The organism is Curtobacterium sp. PhB115 (assembly GCF_003752025.1).
Taxonomy (GTDB): domain Bacteria; phylum Actinomycetota; class Actinomycetes; order Actinomycetales; family Microbacteriaceae; genus Curtobacterium.
Genome location: NZ_RJKR01000009.1, coordinates 118,098 through 142,833 on the forward strand (window position 1 = coordinate 118,098; position 24,736 = coordinate 142,833).

Below are 24,736 nucleotides of genomic sequence, written 5' to 3' on the forward strand. Positions count from 1 at the left end.
TCTCGCTCACACGAGCAGCTGGTGCTTCGCCAGGTCGCGGTAGAGCGGCGTCGACTCGACGAGCTCGGAGTGCGTACCGCTGCCGACGACCCGGCCGTGCTCGAGCACGACGATCACGTCGGAGTCCACCACGGTGGAGAGCCGGTGCGCGATGACGAGCAGGGTGCGGTCCTCGGCCACGGCGTCGATCGCCAGTCGCATCTTCTGCTCGTTCACGCCGTCGAGCGACGACGTGGACTCGTCGAGCAGCAGGATCGGGGGAGCGGCGAGCAGAGCGCGGGCGATCGCGAGCCGCTGACGCTCGCCGCCGGACAGCATCACGCCGTCCTCGCCGACCTGTGCGTCGAGGCCGCGGGGGTCACGGTGCAGGACCTCGCCGAGGTTCACGGCCTCGAGCACCCGGACGCAGTCGTCCTCGGTCGCGTCCGGTGACCCGAGCAGCAGGTTTGCGCGGATGGTGCCGGCGAGCACCGGTGCGTCCTGTTCGACGTAACCGATCTGGGCGCGGAGTTCCTGACGGTCCATGCCGCGGATGTCGATGCCGCCGAGCCGGATGACGCCCTCGGTGGGGTCGTAGAACCGTTCGATCAGGGCCAGGGTCGTCGACTTGCCTGCACCCGACGGGCCGACGAGTGCCACACGCGAGCCACGCGGGACACGGAACGACACGTCGTGGAGCACCGCGTCGTCGGCGCGACGTGCGTCGTCGCGGTGATCCGGGCCTCCCGGTCGGACCGTGGAGTCGGACGCAACGGAGCTGTCTGGTCCGGACGCGACGGAGCCGTCCGGACCGGACGCGACGGCGCCGTCCGGACCGGAGGCGTCCGCCGGGGCCGCGTACCGGAACGTGACGTGCTCGAACGCGATGGCGTCGTCGGTGGCGACCGCGGCAGCCGGTCGCGCGGCGGCGTCGTCCTGCGCCTCGGTCGGCAGGTGCAGGATCTCCTCGATCCGGCCGAGCGCACCGAGCGCCTGGGCGACCGCGACAGCGGCGCCCATCGCCTGGCCGAGCGGCATGATCATCATGAAGAGCAGCAGGATGAACGTGATGAGCGTGGCGATGGTGATGGTGCCCGCGGCGACCTGGGCCCCACCGACGCCGAGCACGGCGATGAACGCCACCTGCATGACGATGCTCGCGACCGGCACGACGAACGCCGACATCTTCGCGATGTCGAGGCCGCGCTGGTAGGCCTCCGTTGCGTGGCCGTCGACCTCGTGCACCTCGCGCTCGGTCGCCCCGGCGGCACGGATGGTGCGGACGGCACCGATGCCGCGCTCGACGGCCGCGGTCAGGTCGCCGACCTTCTCCTGCGCGCGCTTCGACGCGATCCGGATGCGCCGGCTCAGCCCGCCGACGACCACGATCGCGACCAGGACGATGACGACCACGATCACGAGCAGCAGCGGGTCGATGATCGCCATCGCGACGATCGCGCCGATGAACGTGAGGGCGCCGCCGATCGACTCGATCAGGCCCTGGGTCAGGACGGCGCGCAGGAGCGTGGTGTCGCTGCCGACACGGGACACCAGGTCGCCGGTGCGGCGGGTGTCGAACTCCGAGATCGGCAGGTTGAGGATGCGGGCGATGAGCTTGCGGCGCGTGGAGAGCACGACGCCCTCGCCCGCACGCTGGAGCAGGAAGTGCTGCACGCCGTTCAGGACGCCGGCGACCAGGACGAGCCCGACGAGCAGCCAGACGAGCGTGCTGAGCGTGTTGCCCTGCTGCACCGCCGTCACGACCTGGTTGACGAGCAGTGGCTGCGCGAGCGACGCCCCGGCGCCGAGGATGCTCAGCACGATGATGACGACCATGGCCGGCTTGTTCTCGAACAGGTAGGACAACAGGCGGCCGAAGGTGGCGCGGGGGCCGTCGGTCTTCTTGGGGCGCGCGAAGGGGAGACTCATCGTGTTCCTAGTTTCTGCCGTACTTCTTGTGCACTGCCTGTCGGCTGACACCGAGCAGGGTCGCGATCTCCTGCCACGACGCCCCGGCGTTGCGGGCGGCACGGGCAGCGAGTTCTTCGGTCCGGTCGAGTTCACGGCGGAGCTCGCGCACGTTGGCGAGGGCGGAGAACGGGTCGTCCCCGGAGGCTCCGGCCGCGAGGCTCGTGATCGTCGGTCGGTCCATGCGTGTCAACCTACATTGACGCAGCGACATCTGTCAACCTGAGTTGACGGACAGGGTCGCGCGATGCGCTGGACGCGACGACGGACGGACGGGAGGCACGGTGCCAGCTGGCACCGTGCCTCCCGTCCGTCGTGGGGTCGCGACTCAGGCGTCGGCGAACTCCTTGCTCTTCGTCTCACGGACGAAGAGCAGCGCCACGAGCGTCACCACGGCGGCGATGGTCAGGTAGAGCCCGACCAGGAAGATGTTGCCGTCGGGCTTCCACAGCGCCAGGGCGATCGTCGGGGCGAGCGACGCACCGAGGATCGACGCGACGTTGTACGCGATCGCCGAGCCGGTGTACCGGACGTTCGTCGGGAACAGCTCGGGCAGCAGGGCACCCATCGGCCCGAAGGTCAGGCCCATCAGCGACAGGCCGACGATGAGGAACGTGACCACGGTGATCGGGCCCTGCGACGCGGCGAACCAGAACTGGAACGTCAGACCGAACAGCGCGATGCCGATCGTCGTCGGGATGAGGGTCTTCCGGCGGCCGAACTTGTCGGCCAGGATGCCGGCGATCGGGGTGAAGATGCCGAAGAACACCACGCCGATCATGAGCAGCGTCAGGAACTCACCGCGGCTGTACCCGAGGCCGATCTTCGGGACGAGCGGGCTGGCCTCGGCACCGGTCGTGCCGTACGACAGGGTGAAGGTCGTCATGAAGTAGAAGAGCACATAGGTGGCGACCATGCCGAAGGTGCCGATGATGAGCGCCTTCCACGAGGTGCGGAACACCCGGCCGAGCGGCACCTTGGCGACCGTGCCGGACTCCTGGACGCCACGGAACACCGGCGACTCGACGAGCTTGAAGCGCACGTAGAGGCCGATGATGACGAGGACGGCGGAGAGCAGGAACGGGATGCGCCAGCCCCACGCCTGGAAGTCGGCGTTCGGCGTGCCGTCCGCACCCGCGGGCATCGCGGCGTTGATCGCGATGAACAGGCCGTTCGCGAGCAGGAAGCCGATCGGCGCGCCGAGCTGCGGCATCGAGCCGAACACGCCGCGCTTGCCCTTCGGGGCGTTCTCCGTCGCGAGCAGCGCCGCGCCGGACCACTCGCCACCGAGGCCGACGCCCTGGGCGAAGCGCATCACGGCGAGGAGGACCGGGGCCCAGACCCCGATCGTGCCGAACGTCGGCAGGCAGCCGATGAGGAACGTCGCCGTGCCCATGACGAGCAGCGACGCGACGAGGGTGGTCTTGCGGCCGACGCGGTCACCGAAGTGGCCGAAGATGATCGACCCGATCGGACGGGCGAAGAACGCCAGTGCGAAGGTGACGAAGGACGACAGCTGCGAGGCCGTCGGGTCCTCGTTCGGGAAGAAGAGCGTCGGGAAGACGAGGACCGCAGCGGTCGCGTAGACGTAGAAGTCGTAGAACTCGATCGACGTGCCGACGAGGCTGGCGATGACGACGCGCGAGCGCGGGTTGCTGGCTGGTGCCGGAGCTGAGGTCGGGGTTGCTGGTGCCGGTGCGGCGGTCATGGGTGTCGTGTGGTCTTCCGTGGTGCGCACTCCTGGCAGGGAGCACGGATACCCGAAACGGCGGACACCGATCGGTTCGCGCAGGGTGGCGCGGGCACCGATCGGGTGCGTTCGGTTGGTGGGGGACCGCTTGTGACGGAAGACAACATCGTACGACAGATGTCGCCCACCTGCGAATCAGCCCAGAGTCAGCTGGCGGCACCGGCCTCGAGGTGTGCGGGCAGCTGGTGCCCCATCCGGTCGCGCTTGGTGTCGAGGTAGCCGGCGTTCTGCGCGGAGACCCCGACGACGAGCGGGACGAGCGACTCGACGGTGATGCCGTGCTCCTCGAGCTGCCGGCGCTTCTCGGGGTTGTTCGAGAGCAGCCGGACGCGCGTGATGCCGAGGTCGGCCAGGATGCCCGCGGCACCGCCGTACGCACGGGAGTCGGCGGGGAAGCCGAGCGCCAGGTTGGCGTCGAGCGTGTCGAGACCGTCCTCTTGCAGGCGGTAGGCCTTGAGCTTGTTGATGAGGCCGATGCCGCGCCCCTCTTGCCCGCGCAGGTAGACGACCACCCCGCCCTCGGCCGCGATGGTGTCGAGGGCGGCGTCGAGCTGCGGGCCGCACTCGCACTTCAGCGACCCGAAGGCCTCGCCGGTCAGGCACTCGGAGTGCACGCGCACGAGGGCGCCGTCGCCGGGGGTCGAGCCGTCCGGTGCGGTGCCGATGATGGCGACGTGCTCGGCGCCGGTGACGAGGTCGCGGTACGCGCGCATCTGGAACGTGCCGTGCGTGGTCGGGACGTTCGTGGACACCTCGAACTGGACCGGGCTGCCCGGCGTGGGGGAGGTCAGCGCGTCGGTCATGGGGTGCTCCGGTCGTTCGTGGGCCCGTCGTCGCCGTGCCCGGGTGCTGCGTGCTGCTGGTCGTGCTGGAGGTGCTGGTGCTGCGCGCGCTGCGGTCGGGCTCGGACCAGCAGATCGGGGCCGAGGCTGGTGGTCGATAGTACGTCCAACCGCCGACGTCCGGAGATGCTTCCCACCCCGAGGTCGTCGAGCGCGACACGGGGCCCACCGATCAGGACGGGCGCGATGTACACGAGGTACTCGTCGACGAGCCCGGCGGCGATGAGTGCGGAGGCGACGGTCGGACCACCCTCGACGAAGACGGAGTGCACGCCGTGCCCGCGCAGTGCACCGAGCGCGGCGGCGAGGTCGTGGCCGGACAGCGTGACGAGGCCGCGCGGGTGCTGCCGGACCGCGGCGTCAGCGGGGACGGGCCGGTCGCCGAGCACGACCGGGAGCGGCTGGTCGGCGAGGAGCTCGCCGGCGTCGCCGCGGGCGGTCAGGCTCGGGTCGTCGGCGAGGACCGTGCCGGTGCCGACGAGGATCGCGTCGTGCGCCGCGCGCTGCTCGTGGACGTGCTGCCGTGCGGCGGCGCCGGTGATCCACTTGCTCGTGCCGTCGGCCGCGGCAGCCCGTCCGTCGAGGCTCGAGGCCCACTTCACGGTCACCCACGGGCGGCCGAGGCGGACCGACAGGAGCCAGCGTTCGAGGAACGCCTCGGCCTGGTCGGCGAGGACCCCGGACACCACCTCGACCCCGGCGGCGCGGAGTCGGTCGGCGCCGCCGTGGACGTCCGCGCCGGGGTCGTCGATCGCGTACACGACGCGGGCGACGCCGGCTTCGAGGAGCGCGACGGCGCAGGGGCCCGTGCGCCCGGTGTGGTTGCAGGGCTCGAGTGTGACGACCGCGGTCGCGCCGCGGAGGAGCGACGGGTCGACCTTCGCCATCGCGTCGACCTCGGCGTGCGGTGTCCCGGCGCCCTTGTGCCAGCCCTCGGCGAGGACGTCCCCGGTGGGGGAGAGGATCACCGCGCCGACGCGCGCGTGGTCGCCGACGACGGGGCCGAGGGCCGCGAGTTCGAGCCCGCGGCGCATCGCCCGGACCTCGGTGGGTCGTGCCGTTCCGCTCACGGATCGAGCCTACGGCCAGGCCAGGTCGGACGCCGGGGAGCCGTCGGCTCGTCGGAGCGCCGTCCACGCTGGCGTCGGACCACCGTCGCGCCCCGGCACCCGGGCATCGGCCGTCCCCGTGTACGAGAACCCCGCGCGCCGGGCGACCGCGGCCGAGGCGGTGTTGCCGACGTAGCACTCCCAGTACACGTCCGGTGCACCCTGGCCGACGGCCCAGTCGACGACGAGCTCCACGGCGTCGTGCATGAGCCCGGCGCCCCGAGCGGACGGCGCGAGCCAGAACCCGAGGTCGCGCCCGGCGGTCCGGTACCCGACGATGCCCTCGAGCCACGTCGATCCGGGGCGACGGATCGCCCACGTGTACTCGCGGTCCGACGCCCAGCCCGGACCGACGAGGGCATCGACGAAGGTCGTCGCGTCCCGCGAGGAGTACGGCGACGGGACCGTGGTCCAGCGCACGACGTCGGGGTCCTGGCAGGCAGCGGTGATCGCCGGAGCGTCCGCCCGGGTCGGGACGTCGAGTCGGACCCGGGCGGATTCCAGCGTGACGGGGAGCATCGTCAGCCGCGGGAGCGCGGGACGAAGCCGATGCGGTCGTAGACCCGCGCCAGGGTCTCGAGGGCGATGGACTCCGCGCGGTCCGCCCCGACGGCGAGCAGCCGGTCGAGCTCGGCCGGGTCGTCGAGCAGCTCGAGCGTCCGGGCACGCACGGGCTCCAGCTCGGCCACGACGGCGTCCGCGACCGCGCCCTTCAGGTCGCCGTAGCCCTTGCCCACGAACGAGGCCTCGAGCTCGGCGACGGGGGTGCGGCTGAAGGCCGACAGGATCGCGAGCAGGTTCGTCACACCGGGCTTCGCCTGACGGTCGGCCCGGATCTCGCGCTCGGCGTCGGTGACGGCCGATTTGATCTTCTTCGCGGTGCGCTTCGGGTCGTCGAGCAGGCGGATCAGGCCGTTGTCCGACGCCGCGGACTTGCTCATCTTGCTCGTCGGGTCCTGCAGGTCGTAGATGCGGGCGGTCTCGGTGCCGATCCGGGCCTCGGGCACCACGAACGTGTCGCCGAACCGCGAGTTGAACCGCCCGGCGAGGTCACGGGTGAGCTCGACGTGCTGCCGCTGGTCGTCGCCGACCGGCACGACCTTCGTGTCGTAGAGCAGGATGTCCGCGGCCATCAGGACCGGGTACGTGAAGAGCCCGACCGACGCGGCCTCGGCGCCCTGGCGTGCCGACTTGTCCTTGAACTGGGTCATCCGGCTGGCCTCGCCGAAGCCGGTCAGGGTGTTGAGCACCCAGGCGAGCTCGGCGTGCGCCGGCACGTGCGACTGGACGAACAGCGTCGACTTCGTCGGGTCGATGCCCGAGGCGATGTACTGCGCCGCCGTCGCCCGCGTGCTCGCCCGGAGCCCGGCCGGGTCCTGCGGCGAGGTGATCGCGTGCATGTCGACGACGCAGTAGATGGCGTCGAAGTCGTCCTGCAGGTCGCGCCACTGCATCAGGGCCCCGACGTAGTTGCCGAGGTGCAGGGAACCGGCCGACGGCTGGATGCCCGAGAAGATGCGGGTCTTGGTCATGGTGGTGCTCCGGTGCGTCAGGTGAAGCGGAGAAGAAGTGGTCAGAGTTCGTAGTCGACGACCACGGGGGCGTGGTCGGACCATCGCTGGTCGTACGCCGCGGCGCGGTCGACCGTGTACTCCGTGACCTTCGCGGCGAGGTCGGGCGTGGCCATCTGGTAGTCGATGCGCCAGCCCGTGTCGTTGTCGAACGCCTGCCCGCGCCAGGACCACCACGTGTACGGCCCCTCGACGTCACCGGCCTGCGCACGGCCGACGTCGACCCAGCCGAGCCCGGGGCCCGTCGAGCCGTCTGCGCCCTCGACCGGTTCGCCGTCCGCGCCGAAGAAGCGGGAGAAGTACGCACGCTCGCGCGGCAGGAAGCCCGCCCGCTTGACGTTGCCCTTCCAGTTCTTGATGTCGCGCTCGTCGTGCCCGACGTTGAGGTCACCGACGACGACCGCGAGCGGGTTGTGCTCGCGGAGCTTCGGCAGGCGCTCGGTCATCGCGTCGAGGAACTTCCACTTCTCGTCCTGCTTCTCGGTGCCGACCTCGCCCGAGTGCACGTAGGTCGAGACGACGGTCACCAGGGTGCCGTCGATCTCGTAGTCGGCCTCGAGCCAGCGGCCGGCGGAGTCGAACTCGGTCGGGCCGAGCTCGACGCGGTGGATCTGCGCCTGGTGCCGGGACGTGATGGCGACGCCCGCGCGGCCCTTCGCCGATGCCGGGTCGTGCACGATGTCCCACTCGTCGCCGAGGAGTCCGGCGAGGTCGTCGCTCGACGCACGGACCTCTTGCAGGGCCAGCACGTCGACGTCGCGCGTGGCGAGCCAGTCGCCCATCCCCTTGCGGAACGCGGCGCGGACGCCGTTCACGTTGACGGATGCGAGGCGCAGGCGTGTCATGCAGACCACCCTATCGGCGGGCGCCGACACCCCTGGACGGCCCTGGTCACGACCGGACGACGGACGGGAGGCACGGTGCCAGCTGGCACCGTGCCTCCCGTCCGTCTCGTGGTCGCGTGCAGGACGCGACCCGCGTGATCAGGCCGCGTCGTGGTCCGTCTGCAGGAACTCGACCAGGCTGTCGGCCGTCGTCTCGGCGTCGTCACCGGTCACGGTGAGCGCGACCTCGTCGCCGTTCTCGATGCCGAGGCCGAGCAGGGCGAGGATGCTGCCGGCGTTGCCGGACTTCTCGCCCTTGGCGATCGTGACCTGGTGGCCCGACGCCGTCACGGTCTGGACGAAGAGGGAAGCGGGGCGGGCGTGCAGGCCGGACGCGCTCGCGACGGTCACGGTGCGGGTGGCTTCGGACATCGATGTACTCCTGTCGATGGGTGGTGCGCTCATGCTAGCGAGCGCCGGGTGGGGCGGGTCCGGGCGGCGGTCAGGGTCGACCGGGCCAGAAGACCTCGGTGCCGGCGGCCTCGACCTCGCGGACCAGGTCGAGGTTGACGGCGGGGTCGGTGATGATCGTGTCGATGGCGGCGAGGGGTGCGACGCGGCCGAACTCCTCGCGCCCGAACTTGGTGTGGTCGGCGAGCAGGATGCTCCGCCTGGCGGACTTGATCATGGCGGACTTCACCGCGGCCTCGGCCATGTTGTGGGTCGTCAGGCCGCGTTCCGGGGTGATCCCGTTGATGCTCACGAAGGCGACGTCGACGCTCACCATGCCGATGAGCTGGTGCGTCCACGTGCCGACGCCGGCGAGCGAGTCGCTGCGGATGTTCCCGCCGAGCAGGTGCAGGTCGATGCCCGGGCGGTTCGCGACGGCCATCGCGACCGGCAACGAGTGCGTGACGACGGTGAGTCCGCGGTCGGGCGGGAGCATCTCGGCGAGGCAGATCGTCGACGTGCCGGCGTCGATCATGATCGAGCCGTTCTCGGGCAGTTCCTCGAGCGCGGCCTCGGCGATGACCATCTTCTCGGTCTGGTTGATGCCGCCGCGGTCGCCGACGCCGGGGTGGATCGTGATGCGCTCGACCGGGATCGCGCCGCCGTGCGCCCGTCGGACCAACCCGCGGCGCTCGAGGCTCGTCAGGTCACGGCGGATGGTCTCCGGCGTCACCTCGAGCAGTTCGGCGAGCTCCTTGACGTCCACCCGGCCGTGCGCGCGCGCCTGCTCGACGATGCGCTGGTGGCGTTCTGGTGCGTACATCGGACCTCGTCGTCTCAGGGTCGGAACGGAACGGACATGCTCGGGCACGTGTCGGACGGTCGTGTCCGGTTCCGGATCGCGGCCAGACGCAAACGGGCATCTGTTTCTGCATTTTTATCCCCGGATGTGTTTGTTTGTCAACGCGGATCGGGGTAGTGTGCTGCTCAGCCGCACCGGCGAGGTCCCGTCTCAGCCGTGCGCGCACCGAACGAAGACCCCACCGCAAGCGCGTGTGAGATGAAGGAGTCTCGAATGTCCGAACTGCTCGGCACCGGCGTCGGCCGTGGCGTCGCCCACGGCCCCGTGCTCCGCATGGCGGACCCCCTCGGCGAACCGTCGAAGGACGCGCTGCAGGGCTCGGCGGACGATGCCAAGCAGGCTGTGCACGCCGCACTCGCCGCGGTGGCAGAGGACCTGAACAAGCGCGGACAGCTCGCCGGTGGCGACGCCCAGGCCGTGCTCGAGGCGCAGGCGCTGATGGCGCAGGACCCGACGCTCCTCGACGACGTGCACACCCGCATCGACGGCGGCACCAACGCCGAGCGTGCCGTGTACGAGGCGTTCGCGCAGTTCCGCGACCTGCTCGTCGGCATGGGCGGCTACATGGGGGAGCGCGCGGCCGACCTCGACGACGTCGCCCAGCGCATCATCGCGAAGCTCCGCGGCGTGCACGCTCCGGGCGTCCCCGAGTCGGACACCCCCTTCGTGCTCGTCGCCCGTGACCTCGCGCCGGCCGACACCGCACTCCTCGACCTCGACAAGGTGCTCGCACTCGTCACCCGTGACGGCGGCCCGACGTCGCACACCGCGATCCTCGCCCGCGCCAAGGGCATCACCGCGATCGTCGGCGTGACCGGGGCCGACGACCTCGTCGACGGGCAGGCGATCGTCGTCGACTCCGTCGCCGGCACCGTGGTCACCGAGCCGTCCGAGTCGCTCGTGGCCGAGGTCGAGCAGCGCATCGCCGACCGCCTCGCCGCAGCCGCCGCACCGCTCACCGCCGGTGCCCTGGCCGACGGCCACGTCGTGCCCCTGCTCGCGAACCTCGGCAGCCCCGCCGACGCCGCGGGTGCCGTTGCTCTCGGTGCGGAGGGCGTGGGGCTCTTCCGCACCGAGTTCCTCTTCCTCGACTCGCCGAAGGCGCCGACCGTCGACGAGCAGACCGAGTCCTACCGACAGCTCCTCGCCGCGTTCCCGGGCAAGAAGGTCGTCGTCCGCGCACTCGACGCCGGCGCCGACAAGCCGCTGCCGTTCCTCACCGACAAGGACGAGGAGAACCCGGCGCTCGGTCGCCGTGGACTCCGGGCCCTCCGGAACCACCCCGAGGTGCTGCGCGACCAGCTCACCGCCCTCGCGCAGGCCGACGCCGCGACCGAGGCCGACCTCTGGGTGATGGCCCCGATGGTCGCCGACGCCGAGGAGACCGAGTACTTCGTCACCCTCGCGCGCGAGCTCGGGATCCGCACCGCCGGCGTGATGGCCGAGGTGCCCTCGCTCGCCCTGATGGCCGAGCAGGTCTTCCAGAACGCGGACTTCGTGTCGATCGGCACGAACGATCTGACCCAGTACACGATGGCCGCCGACCGCATGCTCGGCACCGTCGCCTCGTACCAGGACCCGTGGCACCCCGCCGTCCTGCGCCTCGTCGCGCAGCTCGGAGCGGCCGGCGCCGACGCTGGGAAGCCCGTCGGCATCTGCGGTGAGGCCGCAGCCGACCCGCTGCTCGCCGTCGTCCTCGTCGGTCTCGGCGCCACCACCCTCTCCATGACTCCCGCGGCCCTGGCCGACGTGCGTGCCGAGCTCGGCAACCACACGCTCGAGCAGGCCCGTGAGATGGCCCAGGCGGCACTCGCCGCGAGCACGGCGGCGGCCGCCAAGTCCGCCGCGGCCGCGGCGCACGCCGCCTGAGCCAGCACCACCCCACCACCCCTTCCGCACCAGCAGCAGCTCCACCACACAGAAAGTCACCGCACATGACAACGTCGTCCGTTGCAGCGCCCGACGCACCCGCGAACTCGCGGGGCGGCGCACGCGTCGCCGTTCAGAAGTTCGGCACGTTCCTCTCCGGCATGGTCATGCCCAACATCGCGATCTTCATCGCGTGGGGCATCATCACCGCGTTCTTCATCGAGACCGGATGGACGCCGGTCGGCATCCTCGGCGGTTTCGGTGAGACCGGCGGCGTCGCCAACATCGGCCTCGTCGGCCCGATCCTGACCTACCTCATCCCGCTCGCGATCGCGATCCAGGGTGGCCGGATGGTCTACGAGACCCGCGGTGCCGTGGTCGGCTCGATCATGACCATGGGTGTCATCATCGGTGCCAACGGCACGACGATGATCCTCGGCGCGATGATCTGCGGGCCGCTCGGCGCGTACCTCATCAAGCAGATCGACAAGATCTGGGACGGCAAGATCAAGCCCGGCTTCGAGATGCTCGTCAACAACTACGCGGCAGGCATCCTCGGCTTCGCGTTGGCGATGGTCGGGTTCTTCTGGCTCGCCCCGCTCTTCAAGCTCATCGCCGAGGGCCTCGGCGACGCGGTGAACTTCCTCGTCCAGCACTCGCTGCTGCCGCTCGCCAGCGTCATCATCGAGCCGGCCAAGGTCTTCTTCCTGAACAACGCCATCAACCACGGTGTGCTCGACCAGCTCGGTGCGCAGCAGGTGGCGGAGTCCGGCAAGTCGATCCTGTTCCTGCTCGAGGCGAACCCCGGCCCCGGTCTCGGCATCCTGCTCGCCTTCACCTTCTTCGGTGTCGGCATCGCTCGCTCGACCGCTCCCGGCGCGATCATCATCCAGTTCCTCGGTGGCATCCACGAGATCTACTTCCCGTACGTGCTGCAGAAGCCGGTCCTGTTCATCGCCGTCATCCTCGGTGGTGCCACGGGTGTCGCGACCAACGTCGCGTTCCACTCCGGCCTCGTCGCCCCGGCGTCGCCCGGATCGATCTTCGCGGTCCTCGGTGCCACGGCGAAGGACAGCTTCCTCGGTGTCATCCTCTCCGTGATCCTGTCCGCCGCGGTGTCGTTCGCGGTCGCGTCGTTCTTCCTCATCGCGACCCGCAAGCGTGACCTGGCGACCGGTGGTGGCGACATGACCGCCGCGATGGCCAAGCTCCAGGCGAACAAGGGCCGCGACGTCAACTCGGCGACCGCTGGGCTCCTCGGCAACAACTCCCCGGCCAACGAGGAAGAGGCCGAGGCCTCGCTCGGTGGCGTCGGCTCGGCGACCACCACGGCGACGAAGGTCCAGAACCTGGTCTTCGCCTGCGACGCCGGCATGGGCTCGAGCGCCATGGGTGCCAGCGTCCTGCGCAACAAGATCAAGAAGGCGGGCATCGAGGGGGTCACGGTCACCAACAAGGCGATCGCGAACCTGTCCGGTGACGAGGACCTGATCATCACGCAGGAGGAACTGACGGACCGCGCCAAGCAGAAGAACCCGAACGCGCAGCACGTGTCGGTCGGCAACTTCATGAACGCGCCGCAGTACGACGAAGTCGTCGAACAGCTCAAGAACCAGTAACGAAGTGCAGTATCGGAGGGGACGGCGAACGCCGTCCCCTCCATCACGTCCTCGAACAACAAGGAGAACCACCGATGCCCGTCCTGCAGGAGAGCCAGATCCGCATCCACACCGAGGACACCGCGCCGACCAAGTCGGAGGCGATGAAGGAGGCGGCCGAGATCCTCGAGGCTGCGGGCGCGGTGACCGCGGACTACTACCCGGCGATGCTCGAGCGTGAGAAGAGCGTGTCCACGTACATGGGCAACTTCCTCGCGATCCCGCACGGCACGAACGACGCGAAGGACGCCATCAAGACCTCGGCGCTGTCGTTCATCCGCTACGCCACCCCGATCGACTGGGACGGCAACCCGGTGCGCTTCGTCGTCGGCATCGCCGGCGTGAACAACGAGCACCTCGACATCCTGTCGAAGATCGCGATCGTGTTCTCCGACGAGGACGAGGTCCAGAAGCTCACCGACGCCGCCGACACGAGCGCGATCCTGTCGATCCTCGGCGAGGTCAACGAGTGAGCACCACGACCGCCGTCCACTTCGGCGCCGGGAACATCGGCCGCGGCTTCGTCGGGCTGCTCCTGCACGAGGCGGGCTACGAGGTCGTCTTCGCGGATGTGGCCGCACCGCTGATCGACGCACTCGCCGCCGCTGACTCCTACACGGTGCACGAGGTCGGGACCGGTGCCCAGGACCACGTCGTCACGAACTTCCGGGCCCTGAACAGCGCCCAGGACGAGGACGGTGTCGTCGCCGAGATCGCGTCCGCCGCGATCGTCACGTGTGCCGTCGGCCCGAACGTCCTGAAGTTCATCGCGCCGGTGATCGCGCGGGCCTTGGTCGCTCGTGACGCCTCGGCTGCGCCGATCGCCGTGATGGCGTGCGAGAACGCCCTGAACGCCACCGACCGCCTGCGCGAGTTCATCGTGGACGCGCTGCCCGCCGACGGCCGTGACGAGGCCCTCGCCAAGGCCGTCTTCGCGAACACCGCCGTGGACCGCATCGTCCCCGCGCAGCCCGAGGGTGCCGGCCTCGACGTCACCGTCGAGACCTACTTCGAGTGGGCCATCGACCGCACCCCGTTCGGTGGGAACGAGCCGGAGATCCCCGGTGCGCACTACGTCGACGGGCTCGCCGCCTCGATCGAGCGCAAGCTCTTCACGGTGAACACCGGCCACGCCACCGTCGCGTACCACGGCTTCGTCGCGGGCGCGGACAAGATCTCCGACGCCATCGCGATCCCCGCCGTGCGCTCCGAGCTCGAGGCCGTGCTCGCCGAGACGAGCGACCTGCTCGTCCGCCGCCACGAGCTCGACCCCGAGGTGCACCGCGCCTACGTGCAGGCGATCATCGCGCGGTTCGAGAACCCGCACCTGCCCGACACCGTGACCCGCGTCGGCCGTCAGCCGCTCCGGAAGCTGTCGCGCGACGAGCGCTTCGTCTCGCCCGCGGCCGCACTGGCCGAGGACGGCAACGAGCCGACGGCGCTCCTCGACGCGATGGGTGCGGCACTCCGCTTCGACGTCGCCGACGACGAGCAGAGCGTCGAGCTCCAGGCGCTCCTGGCGTCGGACGCTTCCGACGCCGAGGTCGTCACGCAGATCACCGGGCTCGACGAGCAGCACCCGCTGCACGCCGCGTTCGCGGACCGGGTGCGTTCGGTGCGCGCGTAGCGACGTCCCCACATTCGGACGGGAGGCGCGGTGCCAGCTGGCACCGCGCCTCCCGTCCGTTCCGGGTCGCGTCACGTGCGTCTGGTGCGTCGTGCTCGTCGTGCTCGTCGGGTGCGTCGGGTGCACCGCGCCCGTCCGTCCCGTGGGATCGACGCGTAGCGTCACCGGCATGACGAAGCACTGGGCGGCACCACGGTTCGGCGGCAGCGAGGTCCTGGAGTTCGTGGAGACCGACGTCCCCGCTCCCGGTCCCGGCGAGGTCACCATCGCCGTGCGCGCCGCCGGCATGAACCCCGCGGACACGAAGCACACCCGGCAGGGCGACCCCGCGGACCTGCCGATGGCCGTCGGCTACGAGGTCGCCGGCGTGATCAGTGCCGTCGGCCCTGACACCGAGATCGCCTCCGGCGGGGGAGCGGTCGGCGACGAGGTCCTCGCGTTCCGCGTCACCGGCGGCTGGACGTCGGCGCTCACGGTGCCGGCGTCCGACGTCTTCGCGAAGCCCGAGGCGATCGGCTTCCCGGAGGCCGCGAACCTGCTCCTCGCCGGCACGACCGCTGCCGACATGCTCCGCGTGACCCGTGCCGAGGGCCGCGACACCGTGCTGGTGCACGGTGCGTCCGGAGCGGTCGGCGTCAGCCTGCTGCAGCAGCTCCGGCTGCTCGGCGCGCGGGTGATCGGCACGGCCTCCGAGCGGGGTGCCGACGTCGTCCGTCGCTTCGGCGGCGAGTGGGTGGCGTACGGCGACGGCCTGGAGGCACGGGTGCGGTCGATCGCACCCTCCGGGATCGACGTGGCGCTGGACTGCGTCGGCACCGACGAGGCCGTCGACGTGTCGCTCGCGTTGGTCGCGGACCGCGCACGGATCGTGACGATCGCGGCGCCGGCACGGGCATCGTCGGACGGCATCGCCGTGGTGGGTGGGGCACAGCCGGCGAGCAAGGCGTTCCGGGACTCGGTGCGCCAGCGCCTGATCGACCTGGCGGGCGCCGGAGGGCTCGAGGTCCCCGTGGCGCGGACCTTCCCGCTCGCCGATGCCCGGGATGCTGCAGCGCTGCTGGAGTCCGGGCACCCCGGTGGGAAGCTCGCACTCGTGCCAGACTCTGAGCGGACCGACAGCACGCCGCCGGAAGGAACGAACTCGTGAGCGACCAGTACCCCCAGGATCCCTACGGACAGCAGCCGAAGGACCCGTACGGGCAGCAGCCGCCCGCCGGGCAGCAGCCGCCGTACGGGGCGCAGCCGCCCTACGGGGCACAGCCGCCGTACGGGCAGGCGCAGGACCCGTACGCGCAGCAGCAGCCGTCCGCCCAGCAGCCGCCGTACGGACAACAGCCGCAGTTGCAGCCGTACGGGGAGCAGCCTGCGACCCAGGGCGAGCCGCCGCTCTGGGCACCCTGGTACGGGATCTCGTTCCCGAAGGCCTTCACGCGGTTCTGGAAGAAGTACGTCCGGTTCGACGGTCGCGCGAGCCAGTCGGAGTACTGGTTCTGGGCGCTCTGGTACGTGATCGGCTCGGTCGCCGCCGGCCTGATCGGCAACGGCGTCGCCGACGGTTCCCGCGGCTTCGACGGACTCTGGGCACTGGCCTGCGCGCTCGGCTTCATCGCCCTCACCGTTCGGCGTCTGCACGACGTGAACCTCAGCGGGCTCCTCGCACTGCTGTTCATCATCCCGCCGGTCGGCGTCGTGTTCTCGCTCGTCATCGGGCTGATCGGGTCGAACCCGCAGGGGCAGCAGTACGACCGCCCACAGGCGGGATAGCACGGCGTCACGTCCCTGACGCGTCCTCGTGTGTTCTGGTTGACTCTGACCCGACCACAGCACAACTCGAGGGGGACCCCGTGAGCGACCAGAACCCACCGCAGAACCCGTACGGGCAGCAGCCCGGCGGGTACCAGGACCCCGAGGGCGGGGCGCAGCCGTACGGCGGTACACCGCAGTACGGTCAGCCGCCGGCGACGGGGACGAACGGCGAACCGCCGCTCTGGGCACCGTGGTACGGCATCTCGTTCGGCAAGGCGTTCACGCGGTTCTTCAAGAAGTACGCCACGTTCAGCGGCCGCGCGAGCCGCAGCGAGTACTGGTGGTGGTACCTCTGGAGCGCGATCATCGGCGTCGCCCTGTCGATCGTCTCCAGCATCCTCGTCGCAGCGACGGGGACGACGACCACCACGACGACGTCCACGTCGGTCGGGTTCTCGTCCATGACGACCGACCCGGTGGCGAGTGTCCCCGGACTGATCGTGTTCCTCGTGCTCGTCATCCCGACGCTCGCACTCATCGTCCGCCGCCTGCACGACGCGAACGTCAGCGGGTTCTTCGCACTCCTGCTGCTCATCCCGTTCCTCGGGGCGCTCGCGGTGTTCATCATGATGTTCCTGCCGTCGAACCCGCAGGGCGAACGGTTCGACCGACCCACTGGTGCACGATGAGCAACGACACGCCGCAGTGGGGCCAGCCGCGCTCGGGTGACGGGGAGCCGCAGTCGAACGGACAGCAGCCGGGGTACGGCCAGGCCGGGCAGCAGCCGCAGGGGCAGCAGCCCGGGTACGGGCAGCAGCCGGAGGGGCAGCAGCCCGGGTACGCGCAGCCCTACGGCCAGCAGCCCGGGTACGGGCAGCAGCCCTACGGCCAGCAGCCCGGGTACGCGCAGCCCTACGCCGACCCGTACCCGCAGTACGGGAAGCCGATCCCGGTCGGCCCCGACGGTGCCCCGCCGCTCTGGGCCCCGTGGTACGGCATCGGGTTCCTCGACGCGTTCACCCGGTTCTTCAAGAAGTACGCCCGGTTCGACGGCCGCGCCAGCCGTGGTGAGTTCTGGTACTGGATCCTCGCGAACGCGATCGTCACGATCGTGCTCTACGGCGGGTTCATCGCCGGCATCATCTCGTGGAGCGTCGCGAACTCGACCACCGACGAGTACGGCTACACCCACACCGACGGTGCTCCGCCGTTCTGGGTCTTCATCCTGCTGATCCTGTTCGGGCTCTGGTGGCTCGCGACCATCGTGCCGAACATCGCGCTCGGGTGGCGGCGGGTGCACGACGCGAACCTCGCCGGACCGTTCTGGCTGATCGCGCTGTTCGTCGGCATCGCCGCGATCGTCTTCGGCTGCTTGCCGCCGAACCCGGCCGGCGCCCAGTACGACCGCCCCGACCAGCCGTAGCACCGCAGAACCGAAGTCGGCCCGCACTGCGCGACTGCGCGGTGCGGGCCGACTTCGGTCGTGCGAGGGGTCAGACGACCCGGAGACGCGAGAGCGACCCGTCGACGACCAGGTCACGGATGGTCAGCGACGGGTCCGCGATCTGGAAGCGGAGCGCGCCACCGGGCTGCTCGAACCACGGCTGCACGAAGCGGACGGTCACCATGAAGGGCCGCTCGACCAGGTAGCGGTGGGTCTCCGGTGCGCCGGCGACGTGCGGCGGCAGCGAACGGCTGGGCAGCGGGGTGTCGATCGGGTGCAGCAGGTAGCCGTCCGGGCCACCGATGCGGTCGACGGGGACGCCGGTCGGGATCTGGATGGTGAGCCCCTGCTCGCCGGCCTGCGACACCTGCTGCGCGAGCTGCGGGTACGTCGACGCCGCACGGTCGCGGAGCCCCTCGAGCTCGTGCCGGGGGATGTCCCGCGGCGCCGGGAACGGACGGTTCAGGAACCGTCGGAGCATCTCGACCGCGTCCTCTTCACCACGGGCGGTGGCGAGGCGGCGGGCGGTGCCGTAGTCGACGACCTCGAGCGCGAAGTCGCCGGAGCCCTCGGCCGGGACCACGCGGAGCGCACCCTCGACCGGCGGCTCGTGCAGGGTCTCGCCGGGGAGCTGCACGTAGCGGATCGTGTAGCCGAGCTGGTCGAGGATGGGGCGGGTGTCCGCGAACGTCATGGTCCGGAGCCTATCGGTGGAGTCTCGGGCGAGCCTTGGACGACGCCGAGCGTCGACGTCGGATGTCAGGCACGGCCCCGCATGACGGCCTGCTTGACCTCGGAGATGGCCTTCGTCACCTGGATGCCACGCGGGCACGCGTCGGTGCAGTTGAAGGTGGTGCGGCAGCGCCACACGCCTTCCTTGTCGTTGAGGATGTCCAGCCGGACGTTCGCGGCGTCGTCACGGGAGTCGAAGATGAAGCGGTGCGCGTTCACGATCGCGGCCGGGCCGAAGTACTGACCGTCGGTCCAGAAGACCGGGCACGACGAGGTGCACGCGGCGCAGAGGATGCACTTCGTGGTGTCGTCGAACCGGGCACGGTCGGCCACGGACTGGATGCGCTCCTTGCCCGGGGTGGGTGCCGTCGCCGGCTGCAGGAACGGCTGGACCTCGCGGAAGGACTTGAAGAAGGGCTCCATGTCGACGACGAGGTCCTTCTCGAGCGGCAGGCCCTTGATCGCCTCGACGTAGATGGGCTTCGAGACGTCGAGGTCCTTGATCAGGGTCTTGCACGCCAGACGGTTGCGACCGTTGATGCGCATCGCGTCCGACCCGCAGACGCCGTGCGCGCAGGAGCGCCGGAAGGTCAGCGAGCCGTCCTGGTCCCACTTGATCTTGTGCAGGGCGTCGAGGATGCGGTCGGTCGGCAGCATCATGACGTCGAAGTCCTGCCAGCGCGGCTCGTCGTCGACGTCCGGGTCGAAGCGACGGATGATCAGCGTGACGGAGAAGGACCCGGGAGGCGCGTCGGTCGTGTCGGTCCGGGGTGCGTCGGAGACCAGGGTGTCGGTCATCTCAGTACTTCCTCTCCATCGGCTGGTACCGCGTCACGACGACTGGTTTCCAGTCGAGCGTGATGTGGTCGTCGGCGAGCGACGAGTGCGGGTCGCCCGTCAGGTACGCCATCGTGTGCTGCATGTAGTTCTCGTCGTCGCGCTTCGGGTAGTCGTCGCGCATGTGGCCGCCGCGGCTCTCCTTGCGGTTGCGGGCGGAGTAGACGACGACCTCGGCCAGGTCGAGCAGGAACCCGAGCTCGACGGCCTCGAGCAGGTCGGTGTTGAACCGCTTGCCCTTGTCCTGCACGGAGACCTGCATGAAGCGGTTCCGGAGCGTGTGGATCGTCTCGGTGACCCGGGCGAGCGACTCGTCGGTGCGGAACACCTGGGCGTTCTTGTCCATCTCGTCCTGGAGTTCCTTGCGGAGGACGGCGATGCGCTCGGTGCCCGTCGAGGCGCGCAGCTGGTCGAGCATGGCCCGGACGCCGGCAGCCGGGTCCTCCGGCAGGGGGAGGAACTCGGCCGTCTTGACCCACTCGGCGGCGTTGTTGCCCGAGCGCTTGCCGAAGACGTTGATGTCGAGGAGCGAGTTCGTGCCGAGACGGTTCGAGCCGTGCACCGAGACACAGGCGCACTCGCCGGCGGCGTAGAGGCCGGGGACGACCGTGGTGTTGTCGTAGAGCACCTGGGCGTCGGTGTTCGTCGGGATGCCACCCATCGCGTAGTGCGCGGTCGGCATCACGGGCACCGGTTCCACCACCGGGTCGACACCGAGGTAGGTGCGCGCGAACTCGGTGATGTCCGGCAGCTTGGTCTCGAGGACCTCGGCACCCAGGTGCGTGCAGTCGAGCAGCACGTAGTCCTTGTTCGGTCCGGCACCGCGGCCCTCTGCGACCTCTTGCACCATGCACCTGGCGACGATGTCGCGGGGTGCGAGGTCCTTGATGGTCGGGGCGTACCGCTCCATGAAGCGCTCGCCCGAGGCGTTCCGGAGGATCGCACCCTCACCACGAGCACCCTCGGTGAGCAGGATGCCGAGGCCGGCGAGCCCGGTCGGGTGGAACTGGAAGAACTCCATGTCCTCGAGCGGCAGGCCGGTGCGCCACACGATGCCGACGCCGTCGCCGGTCAGGGTGTGCGCGTTCGAGGTGGTCTTGTACATCTTGCCGAAGCCGCCGGTGGCGAAGATCATCGCCTTCGCGTGGAAGACGTGGAGCTCGCCGGTCGCGAGCTCGAAGGCGACGACGCCGGCAGGCTGCTTGCGGGTGACGCCGTCCTCGCCGACGACGTCGACCATGATGAGGTCGAGCGCGTAGAACTCGTTGTAGAACTCGACGCCGAGCTTCACGCAGTTCTGGAACAGCGTCTGCAGGATCATGTGGCCGGTGCGGTCGGCGGCGTAGCACGCACGACGGACCGGGGACTTGCCGTGGTCGCGGGTGTGGCCGCCGAAGCGCCGCTGGTCGATCTTGCCCTCGGGCGTGCGGTTGAACGGCAGGCCCATGTTCTCGAGGTCGATGACGGCGTCGATGGCTTCCTTCGCGAGGATCTCGGCGGCGTCCTGGTCGACCAGGTAGTCACCGCCCTTGATCGTGTCGAAGGTGTGCCACTCCCACGAGTCCTCTTCGACGTTCGCGAGGGCCGCCGCCATGCCGCCCTGCGCCGCACCGGTGTGCGAGCGGGTCGGGTACAGCTTCGAGATGACGGCCGTCTTCGCCTTCGGACCGGCTTCGATCGCGGCGCGCATGCCCGCGCCTCCTGCGCCGATGATGACGATGTCGAACTGGTGGTGGTGCACGGTGGTGTCGGTCACAGGGGTCTTTCCGTCGACGATGGGAGAACGGGCAGCAGCAGGGGTGGTGCTACTGCGCCGGGCAGAACGAGGGCAGGTCCGCGGCGGCGGCACCGGCGGGGCACGGGTCGAACGTCCAGCAGACGAGCAGGCCGAGGACGATCAGCACGACGCACGCGACGAGGATCGCCACGAGCAGCGTCTTGCGGATGCCCGGCTTCGACACGTAGTCGTTGACGATCGTGCGCATGCCGTTGGAACCGTGGATGAGCGCCAGAACCAGCATGAGCGAGTCCCACACCTGCCAGAACGGGTTGGCCCACTTGCCGGCGACGAAGGCGAAGTCGATCTGCTTGACGCCCTCGCCCGCCACCATGTTGACGAAGAGGTGGCCGAAGATCAGCACGACGAGCAGGACGCCCGAGCCGCGCATGTAGATCCAGCCCCACTTCTCCCAGTTGGTGGTGCGGCGTGCGGCCGCGGCGGAACGGGGAGGTTCGACGATCTGCGTGGTCATCTTCCGTGCCCCTCTAGTTGAAGTCCGCGACGAGGTTCATGAGCTGGCGGGGCAGGAAGCCCGCGATCGCGATCGCCCAGAGGACGATGACGATCCAGAACATGGCCCGCTGGTACTTCGGCCCCTTGGACCAGAAGTCGACCAGGATGATCCGCAGGCCGTTGAACGCGTGGAAGACGATGGCCATGACCAGGGCGATCTCGCCGAGGTTCATGATCGGGGTCTTGTACGTGCCGATGACCGCGTTGTAGGCCTCGGGCGAGAGGCGGACGAGGGCGGTGTCGAGGATGTGCACCAGCAGGAAGAAGTAGATGGCGACGCCGGTGATCCGGTGCAGGACCCACGACCACATGCCGGTCGAGCCGCGGTACAGCGTGCCCTCGAGCTTCCGAGAGGCGCGGGGCGCCTCGATCGTCACTTCGGGGACAGCGGTCGCCGTGCTCCCGCCGGTGCGCTCAGCCATGAGCTCGTCCTTCCGTAGGACGGGCTCGCCCGATCGGCGAGCCCTTGCCGTTCGTGTTCGTGTCGGAACGGACCCATCCTATGCGTTTGTGCTGACGTTCTCGTCCCGAGCGGCCCGGAGGCCCCGCCCCACGGGCGGCGCGCCGATGGTCCGTGCCGTGTCGTGGTGCGCGAGGAGCTGGTCCCCGACGGCCTCCCAGGTGGTGCCCTCCACCCGGAGACGGCCGGCCGACCCCATCCGGTCCGTGAGCGCACGGTCCTGGTGGAGCCGCAGGACCGCCTGTCGCAGGGCCTGCGGCACGTCGGGGTCGTAGAGCTCGCCGTCGAGTCCCGGCGCGACCAGGTCGAGCGGACCACCAGACGCCGGGGCGATCACGGGCAGTCCCGAGGCGTGCGCTTCCTGGAGGGTCTGTCCGAACGTCTCGGCAGGACCGGTGTGCACGAAGAGGTCCAGCGTCGCGTACGCATCGGCGAGGGCGTCGCCGCGGAGTGGTCCGGTGAACGTGACGTCCAGGTGCCGCAGCCGCCGCTCGAGCACGGCACGGGACGGACCGCCGCCGGCGACGACGACCCGGATGCCTGGGATGCCGCCGAGCTCGGCGAGCCGCTCGACCTCCTTCTCCGGGGCCAGCCGTCCGACGTACCCGACGATCGTCTCGCCCCGCGGAGCGATCCGACGCCGGAGCGCCCGCACGTGCGCGGAGTCCCGGCGCGACGGGTGGAAGAGCTCCGTGTCGACGCCTCGGCCCCAGCGCGCGACGCGGGGGACGCCGTCCTCGGCGAGCATCGCCGCGGTCGCGCTCGACGGGGCGAGCGTCAGCGAGGCACCGGCGTGGATCCGGCCGAGGATCCTGCGCACCAACGGGACGGTCGCCGTCAAGCCGTTGCGGCGGGCGAAACCGGCCACGTCGGTCTGGAAGACGGCGACGGAAGGGATGCCGCGCCTCCCGGCTGCCGTGATCGCGCGCCCACCCAACAGGAACGGACTCGCGGCGTGGAGCACGTCGGCGCCGGAGGCGGCGAGGATCGTGTCGAGGACCGGGTGGGGGAGCGCGACCGGGAACTGCCGGTACGCGACGGCGGGGATCCGGTGCACGTCGAAGGACCGGTAGCGCTCGAGGCTGCTGCGGGAGCGGAACTGCGCGAGTCCCGGGGTGTCCGGTGCGATGACGACCGCGCGGTGGCCACGGCGTTCCAGGTGGTCGAGGACCGCCAGGACGCTGGTGGTCACGCCGTTGAGGGTGGGCAGGAAGCTCTCGGTCACGACGGCGACGGTCCGGGGGGACGTGCCGCGCTCCACGCTGCGTGCGCTCATGGTGCTGCCCATGCTCCGGGGGACACGTGACCCGGCGGGGCCGACGACGTGAACATCCCGGCGGCGACGGGTGAACAACGCGACGGTCGGCCCTGCGGGAGTCCGCATGCGGAAATCGTGCGGAGACCATCCAGGAACCCCGTGGCGGGACCGGTACGGTGAGCGCGTGGCTGACGCTCTCGAAGACTTCTACGCGATCATCCCCGCAGGGGGCATCGGATCGCGACTGTGGCCGCTGTCGCGCGCGGACGCACCCAAGTTCCTGCACGACCTGACCGGCTCCGGCACCTCGCTGTTGCGCCAGACCTGGGACCGGCTCGCCCCCCTCGCCGGTGACCAGCGGATCATGGTGGTGACCGGCCGTGCGCACCGCGTCGCGGTCGAGTCGCAGCTGCCGGGCGTCGAGGACCACAACGTGGTGCTGGAGAGCGAGCCGAAGGACTCCACGGCGGCCATCGGCCTCGCCGCGGCGATCCTGGTGCGTCGCGAACCGGACGTGGTCGTCGGCTCCTTCGCCGCGGACCACGTGATCGGCGACGCCCGAGGGTTCCGACGGTCCGTCCGCGAGGCCGTCGCCGTCGCCCGTGCCGGGTACATCACCACCATCGGCATCACGCCGACCGAGCCCGCGATCGGCTTCGGCTACATCCACGCGCACGGGGAGACGCTCGACATCGAGGGGGCGCCGACCGCCCACGCGGTCCGTTCCTTCGTCGAGAAGCCCGACCTCGACACCGCCCGCTCGTACGTCGAGCAGGGTACCTACCTGTGGAACGCCGGCATGTTCATCGCCCGCGCCGACGTGCTGCTCGAGGAGATCGGCCGGAACAACCCGACGCTGCTGGCCGGCATCAACGAGCTCGCGGACGCCTGGGACACCTCGGCCCGTGGCGCGGTCGTCGACGCGGTCTGGCCGACGCTCGAGAAGATCGCGATCGACTACACCGTCGCCGAGCCGGCAGCCGCCGCCGGGCGCATGGCGGTCGTGCCCGGGGACTTCGACTGGGACGACGTGGGTGACTTCGCCTCGCTCGCCAAGCTGCAGTCCGGCGGTCGGCCGAACAACCTGGCCGTGCTCGGGGACGGTGCCCGCATCCTCGCGGACTCGTCGAGCGGGATCGTGATCTCGCACAGCCAGCGGCTCATCTCGCTCATCGGGGTGGAGGACATCGTCGTCGTGGACACCCCCGACGCGCTGCTCGTGACCACCAGCGCCAACGCGCAGCGGGTCAAGAGTGTGGTGGATGCTCTCAAGATCAGCGGCCGCGGGGACGTCCTGTAGCGCTCCATCACGAAATGACCCCGGATGCCCCCGAACTGGGGGCCAGGGCGTGACCCCGCGTTACGGGCGCGTTTCGGCGCGGTCGCGATCCCGTAACTGATCCCTCCGGCGCTCAGAACGGGTCCTGTACCGGCCGGGCGGTCGTGTACTGTCGCCA

The 24,736-nt window shown here is 70.3% G+C and carries 24 protein-coding genes and 1 pseudogene; 9 read left to right on the plus strand and 16 right to left on the minus strand.

Features of this window, described 5'->3' with window-relative positions; translation table 11 throughout:
• Window positions 1-6: 6 nt before the first annotated feature.
• The 10 genes and pseudogenes from EDF19_RS13495 to EDF19_RS13540 form a co-directional block, all read right to left on the minus strand.
• Complete coding sequence (locus EDF19_RS13495) at window positions 7-1,908, minus strand: ABC transporter ATP-binding protein (RefSeq protein ID WP_123681395.1); 1,902 nt, start codon at window positions 1,906-1,908, stop codon at window positions 7-9.
• 7 nt (window positions 1,909-1,915) lie between these two features.
• A complete protein-coding gene (locus tag EDF19_RS13500) occupies window positions 1,916-2,131 on the minus strand; it encodes a helix-turn-helix domain-containing protein (RefSeq protein ID WP_123292166.1) in 216 nt (71 codons plus the stop codon).
• Between the two features lie 144 nt (window positions 2,132-2,275).
• The gene (locus tag EDF19_RS13505; RefSeq protein ID WP_123681396.1) at window positions 2,276-3,655 is read right to left on the minus strand and encodes an MFS transporter; all 1,380 of its coding nucleotides are present in this window, start codon (window positions 3,653-3,655) and stop codon (window positions 2,276-2,278) included.
• A 188-nt stretch (window positions 3,656-3,843) separates the two neighbouring features.
• A pseudogene (ribA, locus tag EDF19_RS13510) lies at window positions 3,844-4,467 on the minus strand (GTP cyclohydrolase II); the annotation flags it as partial.
• Between the two features lie 29 nt (window positions 4,468-4,496).
• Window positions 4,497-5,573, minus strand: coding sequence for a bifunctional diaminohydroxyphosphoribosylaminopyrimidine deaminase/5-amino-6-(5-phosphoribosylamino)uracil reductase RibD (ribD, locus tag EDF19_RS13515; protein ID WP_260217196.1), 1,077 nt, complete (start codon window positions 5,571-5,573; stop codon window positions 4,497-4,499).
• A gap of 45 nt (window positions 5,574-5,618) precedes the next feature.
• Window positions 5,619-6,167 carry a GNAT family N-acetyltransferase gene (locus EDF19_RS13520; RefSeq protein WP_123681399.1) on the minus strand — a complete coding sequence of 183 codons (549 nt, stop codon included), beginning with the start codon at window positions 6,165-6,167 and terminating at the stop codon, window positions 5,619-5,621.
• A gap of 2 nt (window positions 6,168-6,169) precedes the next feature.
• Window positions 6,170-7,180, minus strand: coding sequence for a tryptophan--tRNA ligase (gene trpS, locus EDF19_RS13525; RefSeq protein WP_123681400.1), 1,011 nt, complete (start codon window positions 7,178-7,180; stop codon window positions 6,170-6,172).
• Window positions 7,181-7,221: 41 nt separating this feature from the next.
• Entirely contained in the window at window positions 7,222-8,064 is an 843-nt protein-coding gene (locus tag EDF19_RS13530; protein ID WP_123681401.1) for an exodeoxyribonuclease III, read from the minus strand.
• Between the two features lie 138 nt (window positions 8,065-8,202).
• A complete protein-coding gene (locus EDF19_RS13535) occupies window positions 8,203-8,475 on the minus strand; it encodes an HPr family phosphocarrier protein (protein ID WP_123681402.1) in 273 nt (90 codons plus the stop codon).
• A gap of 70 nt (window positions 8,476-8,545) precedes the next feature.
• Window positions 8,546-9,316, minus strand: a complete 771-nt coding sequence (locus tag EDF19_RS13540; RefSeq protein ID WP_123681403.1) for a DeoR/GlpR family DNA-binding transcription regulator — start codon at window positions 9,314-9,316, stop codon at window positions 8,546-8,548.
• 252 nt (window positions 9,317-9,568) lie between these two features.
• On the opposite strand from EDF19_RS13540, the gene ptsP reads away from it, so the two are divergent.
• The 8 genes from ptsP (at window position 9,569) to EDF19_RS19405 (ending at window position 17,678) form a co-directional block, all read left to right on the plus strand.
• Window positions 9,569-11,224 (plus strand): phosphoenolpyruvate--protein phosphotransferase, encoded by a 1,656-nt coding sequence (gene ptsP, locus EDF19_RS13545; RefSeq protein ID WP_123681404.1) that lies wholly within the window; start codon window positions 9,569-9,571, stop codon window positions 11,222-11,224.
• 65 nt (window positions 11,225-11,289) lie between these two features.
• Complete coding sequence (locus EDF19_RS13550) at window positions 11,290-12,843, plus strand: PTS mannitol transporter subunit IICB (RefSeq protein WP_185022853.1); 1,554 nt, start codon at window positions 11,290-11,292, stop codon at window positions 12,841-12,843.
• Between the two features lie 74 nt (window positions 12,844-12,917).
• Window positions 12,918-13,355, plus strand: coding sequence for a PTS sugar transporter subunit IIA (locus EDF19_RS13555; protein ID WP_123681406.1), 438 nt, complete (start codon window positions 12,918-12,920; stop codon window positions 13,353-13,355).
• Entirely contained in the window at window positions 13,352-14,509 is a 1,158-nt protein-coding gene (locus tag EDF19_RS13560) for a mannitol-1-phosphate 5-dehydrogenase (RefSeq protein ID WP_123681407.1), read from the plus strand. Before EDF19_RS13555 ends, EDF19_RS13560 begins: the two co-directional genes overlap by 4 nt.
• A gap of 169 nt (window positions 14,510-14,678) precedes the next feature.
• Window positions 14,679-15,656 (plus strand): NADP-dependent oxidoreductase, encoded by a 978-nt coding sequence (locus EDF19_RS13565; protein WP_123681533.1) that lies wholly within the window; start codon window positions 14,679-14,681, stop codon window positions 15,654-15,656.
• Window positions 15,653-16,273 carry a DUF805 domain-containing protein gene (locus tag EDF19_RS13570; protein WP_311317118.1) on the plus strand — a complete coding sequence of 207 codons (621 nt, stop codon included), beginning with the start codon at window positions 15,653-15,655 and terminating at the stop codon, window positions 16,271-16,273. The genes EDF19_RS13565 and EDF19_RS13570 overlap by 4 nt, the downstream gene beginning before the upstream one ends.
• Before the next feature lie 80 nt (window positions 16,274-16,353).
• Window positions 16,354-16,944 carry a DUF805 domain-containing protein gene (locus EDF19_RS13575; RefSeq protein ID WP_123681408.1) on the plus strand — a complete coding sequence of 197 codons (591 nt, stop codon included), beginning with the start codon at window positions 16,354-16,356 and terminating at the stop codon, window positions 16,942-16,944.
• On the plus strand, window positions 16,941-17,678 hold the full coding sequence (locus tag EDF19_RS19405) for a DUF805 domain-containing protein (protein WP_123681409.1): 738 nt from the start codon (window positions 16,941-16,943) through the stop codon (window positions 17,676-17,678). The genes EDF19_RS13575 and EDF19_RS19405 overlap by 4 nt, the downstream gene beginning before the upstream one ends.
• A 70-nt stretch (window positions 17,679-17,748) precedes the next feature.
• Here the strand turns inward: EDF19_RS19405 and EDF19_RS13585 are convergent, their stop codons facing one another.
• The 6 genes from EDF19_RS13585 to EDF19_RS13610 all read right to left on the minus strand — a co-directional run bounded on the left by EDF19_RS13585 (window position 17,749) and on the right by EDF19_RS13610 (window position 23,297).
• Window positions 17,749-18,393: a TNT domain-containing protein gene (locus EDF19_RS13585; RefSeq protein WP_123681410.1), complete on the minus strand. Its 645-nt coding sequence runs from the start codon at window positions 18,391-18,393 to the stop codon at window positions 17,749-17,751.
• Between the two features lie 65 nt (window positions 18,394-18,458).
• Entirely contained in the window at window positions 18,459-19,229 is a 771-nt protein-coding gene (locus tag EDF19_RS13590) for a succinate dehydrogenase iron-sulfur subunit (protein WP_123681411.1), read from the minus strand.
• Window position 19,230: 1 nt separating this feature from the next.
• The gene (gene sdhA / locus EDF19_RS13595) at window positions 19,231-21,024 is read right to left on the minus strand and encodes a succinate dehydrogenase flavoprotein subunit (protein ID WP_260217182.1); all 1,794 of its coding nucleotides are present in this window, start codon (window positions 21,022-21,024) and stop codon (window positions 19,231-19,233) included.
• A gap of 49 nt (window positions 21,025-21,073) precedes the next feature.
• Window positions 21,074-21,520, minus strand: coding sequence for a succinate dehydrogenase, hydrophobic membrane anchor protein (sdhD, locus tag EDF19_RS13600; protein ID WP_123681412.1), 447 nt, complete (start codon window positions 21,518-21,520; stop codon window positions 21,074-21,076).
• A gap of 13 nt (window positions 21,521-21,533) precedes the next feature.
• Complete coding sequence (gene sdhC, locus EDF19_RS13605; protein WP_123681413.1) at window positions 21,534-21,983, minus strand: succinate dehydrogenase, cytochrome b556 subunit; 450 nt, start codon at window positions 21,981-21,983, stop codon at window positions 21,534-21,536.
• Window positions 21,984-22,061: 78 nt separating this feature from the next.
• On the minus strand, window positions 22,062-23,297 hold the full coding sequence (locus EDF19_RS13610) for a glycosyltransferase family 1 protein (protein ID WP_260217183.1): 1,236 nt from the start codon (window positions 23,295-23,297) through the stop codon (window positions 22,062-22,064).
• 166 nt (window positions 23,298-23,463) lie between these two features.
• Between EDF19_RS13610 and EDF19_RS13615 the strand changes: the two genes are divergently transcribed.
• Window positions 23,464-24,579, plus strand: a complete 1,116-nt coding sequence (locus EDF19_RS13615; protein WP_123681415.1) for a mannose-1-phosphate guanylyltransferase — start codon at window positions 23,464-23,466, stop codon at window positions 24,577-24,579.
• Window positions 24,580-24,736: the final 157 nt, after the last annotated feature.

Excerpts from the sequence above, each read along its gene's own strand:
- EDF19_RS13565 (WP_123681533.1), top strand. The coding sequence starts at position 14,679 with ATGACGAAGCACTGGGCGGCACCACGGTTCGGCGGCAGCGAGGTCCTG.
- EDF19_RS13505 (WP_123681396.1), bottom strand. The coding sequence starts at position 3,655 with ATGACCGCCGCACCGGCACCAGCAACCCCGACCTCAGCTCCGGCACCA.
- EDF19_RS13495 (WP_123681395.1), bottom strand. The coding sequence starts at position 1,908 with ATGAGTCTCCCCTTCGCGCGCCCCAAGAAGACCGACGGCCCCCGCGCC.
- EDF19_RS13500 (WP_123292166.1), bottom strand. The coding sequence starts at position 2,131 with ATGGACCGACCGACGATCACGAGCCTCGCGGCCGGAGCCTCCGGGGAC.
- sdhD (WP_123681412.1), bottom strand. The coding sequence starts at position 21,520 with ATGACCACGCAGATCGTCGAACCTCCCCGTTCCGCCGCGGCCGCACGC.
- EDF19_RS13610 (WP_260217183.1), bottom strand. The coding sequence starts at position 23,297 with ATGAGCGCACGCAGCGTGGAGCGCGGCACGTCCCCCCGGACCGTCGCC.
- trpS (WP_123681400.1), bottom strand. The coding sequence starts at position 7,180 with ATGACCAAGACCCGCATCTTCTCGGGCATCCAGCCGTCGGCCGGTTCC.
- EDF19_RS13550 (WP_185022853.1), top strand. The coding sequence starts at position 11,290 with ATGACAACGTCGTCCGTTGCAGCGCCCGACGCACCCGCGAACTCGCGG.
- EDF19_RS13520 (WP_123681399.1), bottom strand. The coding sequence starts at position 6,167 with ATGCTCCCCGTCACGCTGGAATCCGCCCGGGTCCGACTCGACGTCCCG.
- EDF19_RS19405 (WP_123681409.1), top strand. The coding sequence starts at position 16,941 with ATGAGCAACGACACGCCGCAGTGGGGCCAGCCGCGCTCGGGTGACGGG.
- EDF19_RS13555 (WP_123681406.1), top strand. The coding sequence starts at position 12,918 with ATGCCCGTCCTGCAGGAGAGCCAGATCCGCATCCACACCGAGGACACC.
- ptsP (WP_123681404.1), top strand. The coding sequence starts at position 9,569 with ATGTCCGAACTGCTCGGCACCGGCGTCGGCCGTGGCGTCGCCCACGGC.
- EDF19_RS13590 (WP_123681411.1), bottom strand. The coding sequence starts at position 19,229 with ATGACCGACACCCTGGTCTCCGACGCACCCCGGACCGACACGACCGAC.
- sdhC (WP_123681413.1), bottom strand. The coding sequence starts at position 21,983 with ATGGCTGAGCGCACCGGCGGGAGCACGGCGACCGCTGTCCCCGAAGTG.
- EDF19_RS13540 (WP_123681403.1), bottom strand. The coding sequence starts at position 9,316 with ATGTACGCACCAGAACGCCACCAGCGCATCGTCGAGCAGGCGCGCGCG.
- EDF19_RS13535 (WP_123681402.1), bottom strand. The coding sequence starts at position 8,475 with ATGTCCGAAGCCACCCGCACCGTGACCGTCGCGAGCGCGTCCGGCCTG.
- EDF19_RS13530 (WP_123681401.1), bottom strand. The coding sequence starts at position 8,064 with ATGACACGCCTGCGCCTCGCATCCGTCAACGTGAACGGCGTCCGCGCC.
- EDF19_RS13585 (WP_123681410.1), bottom strand. The coding sequence starts at position 18,393 with ATGACGTTCGCGGACACCCGCCCCATCCTCGACCAGCTCGGCTACACG.
- ribD (WP_260217196.1), bottom strand. The coding sequence starts at position 5,573 with ATGCGCCGCGGGCTCGAACTCGCGGCCCTCGGCCCCGTCGTCGGCGAC.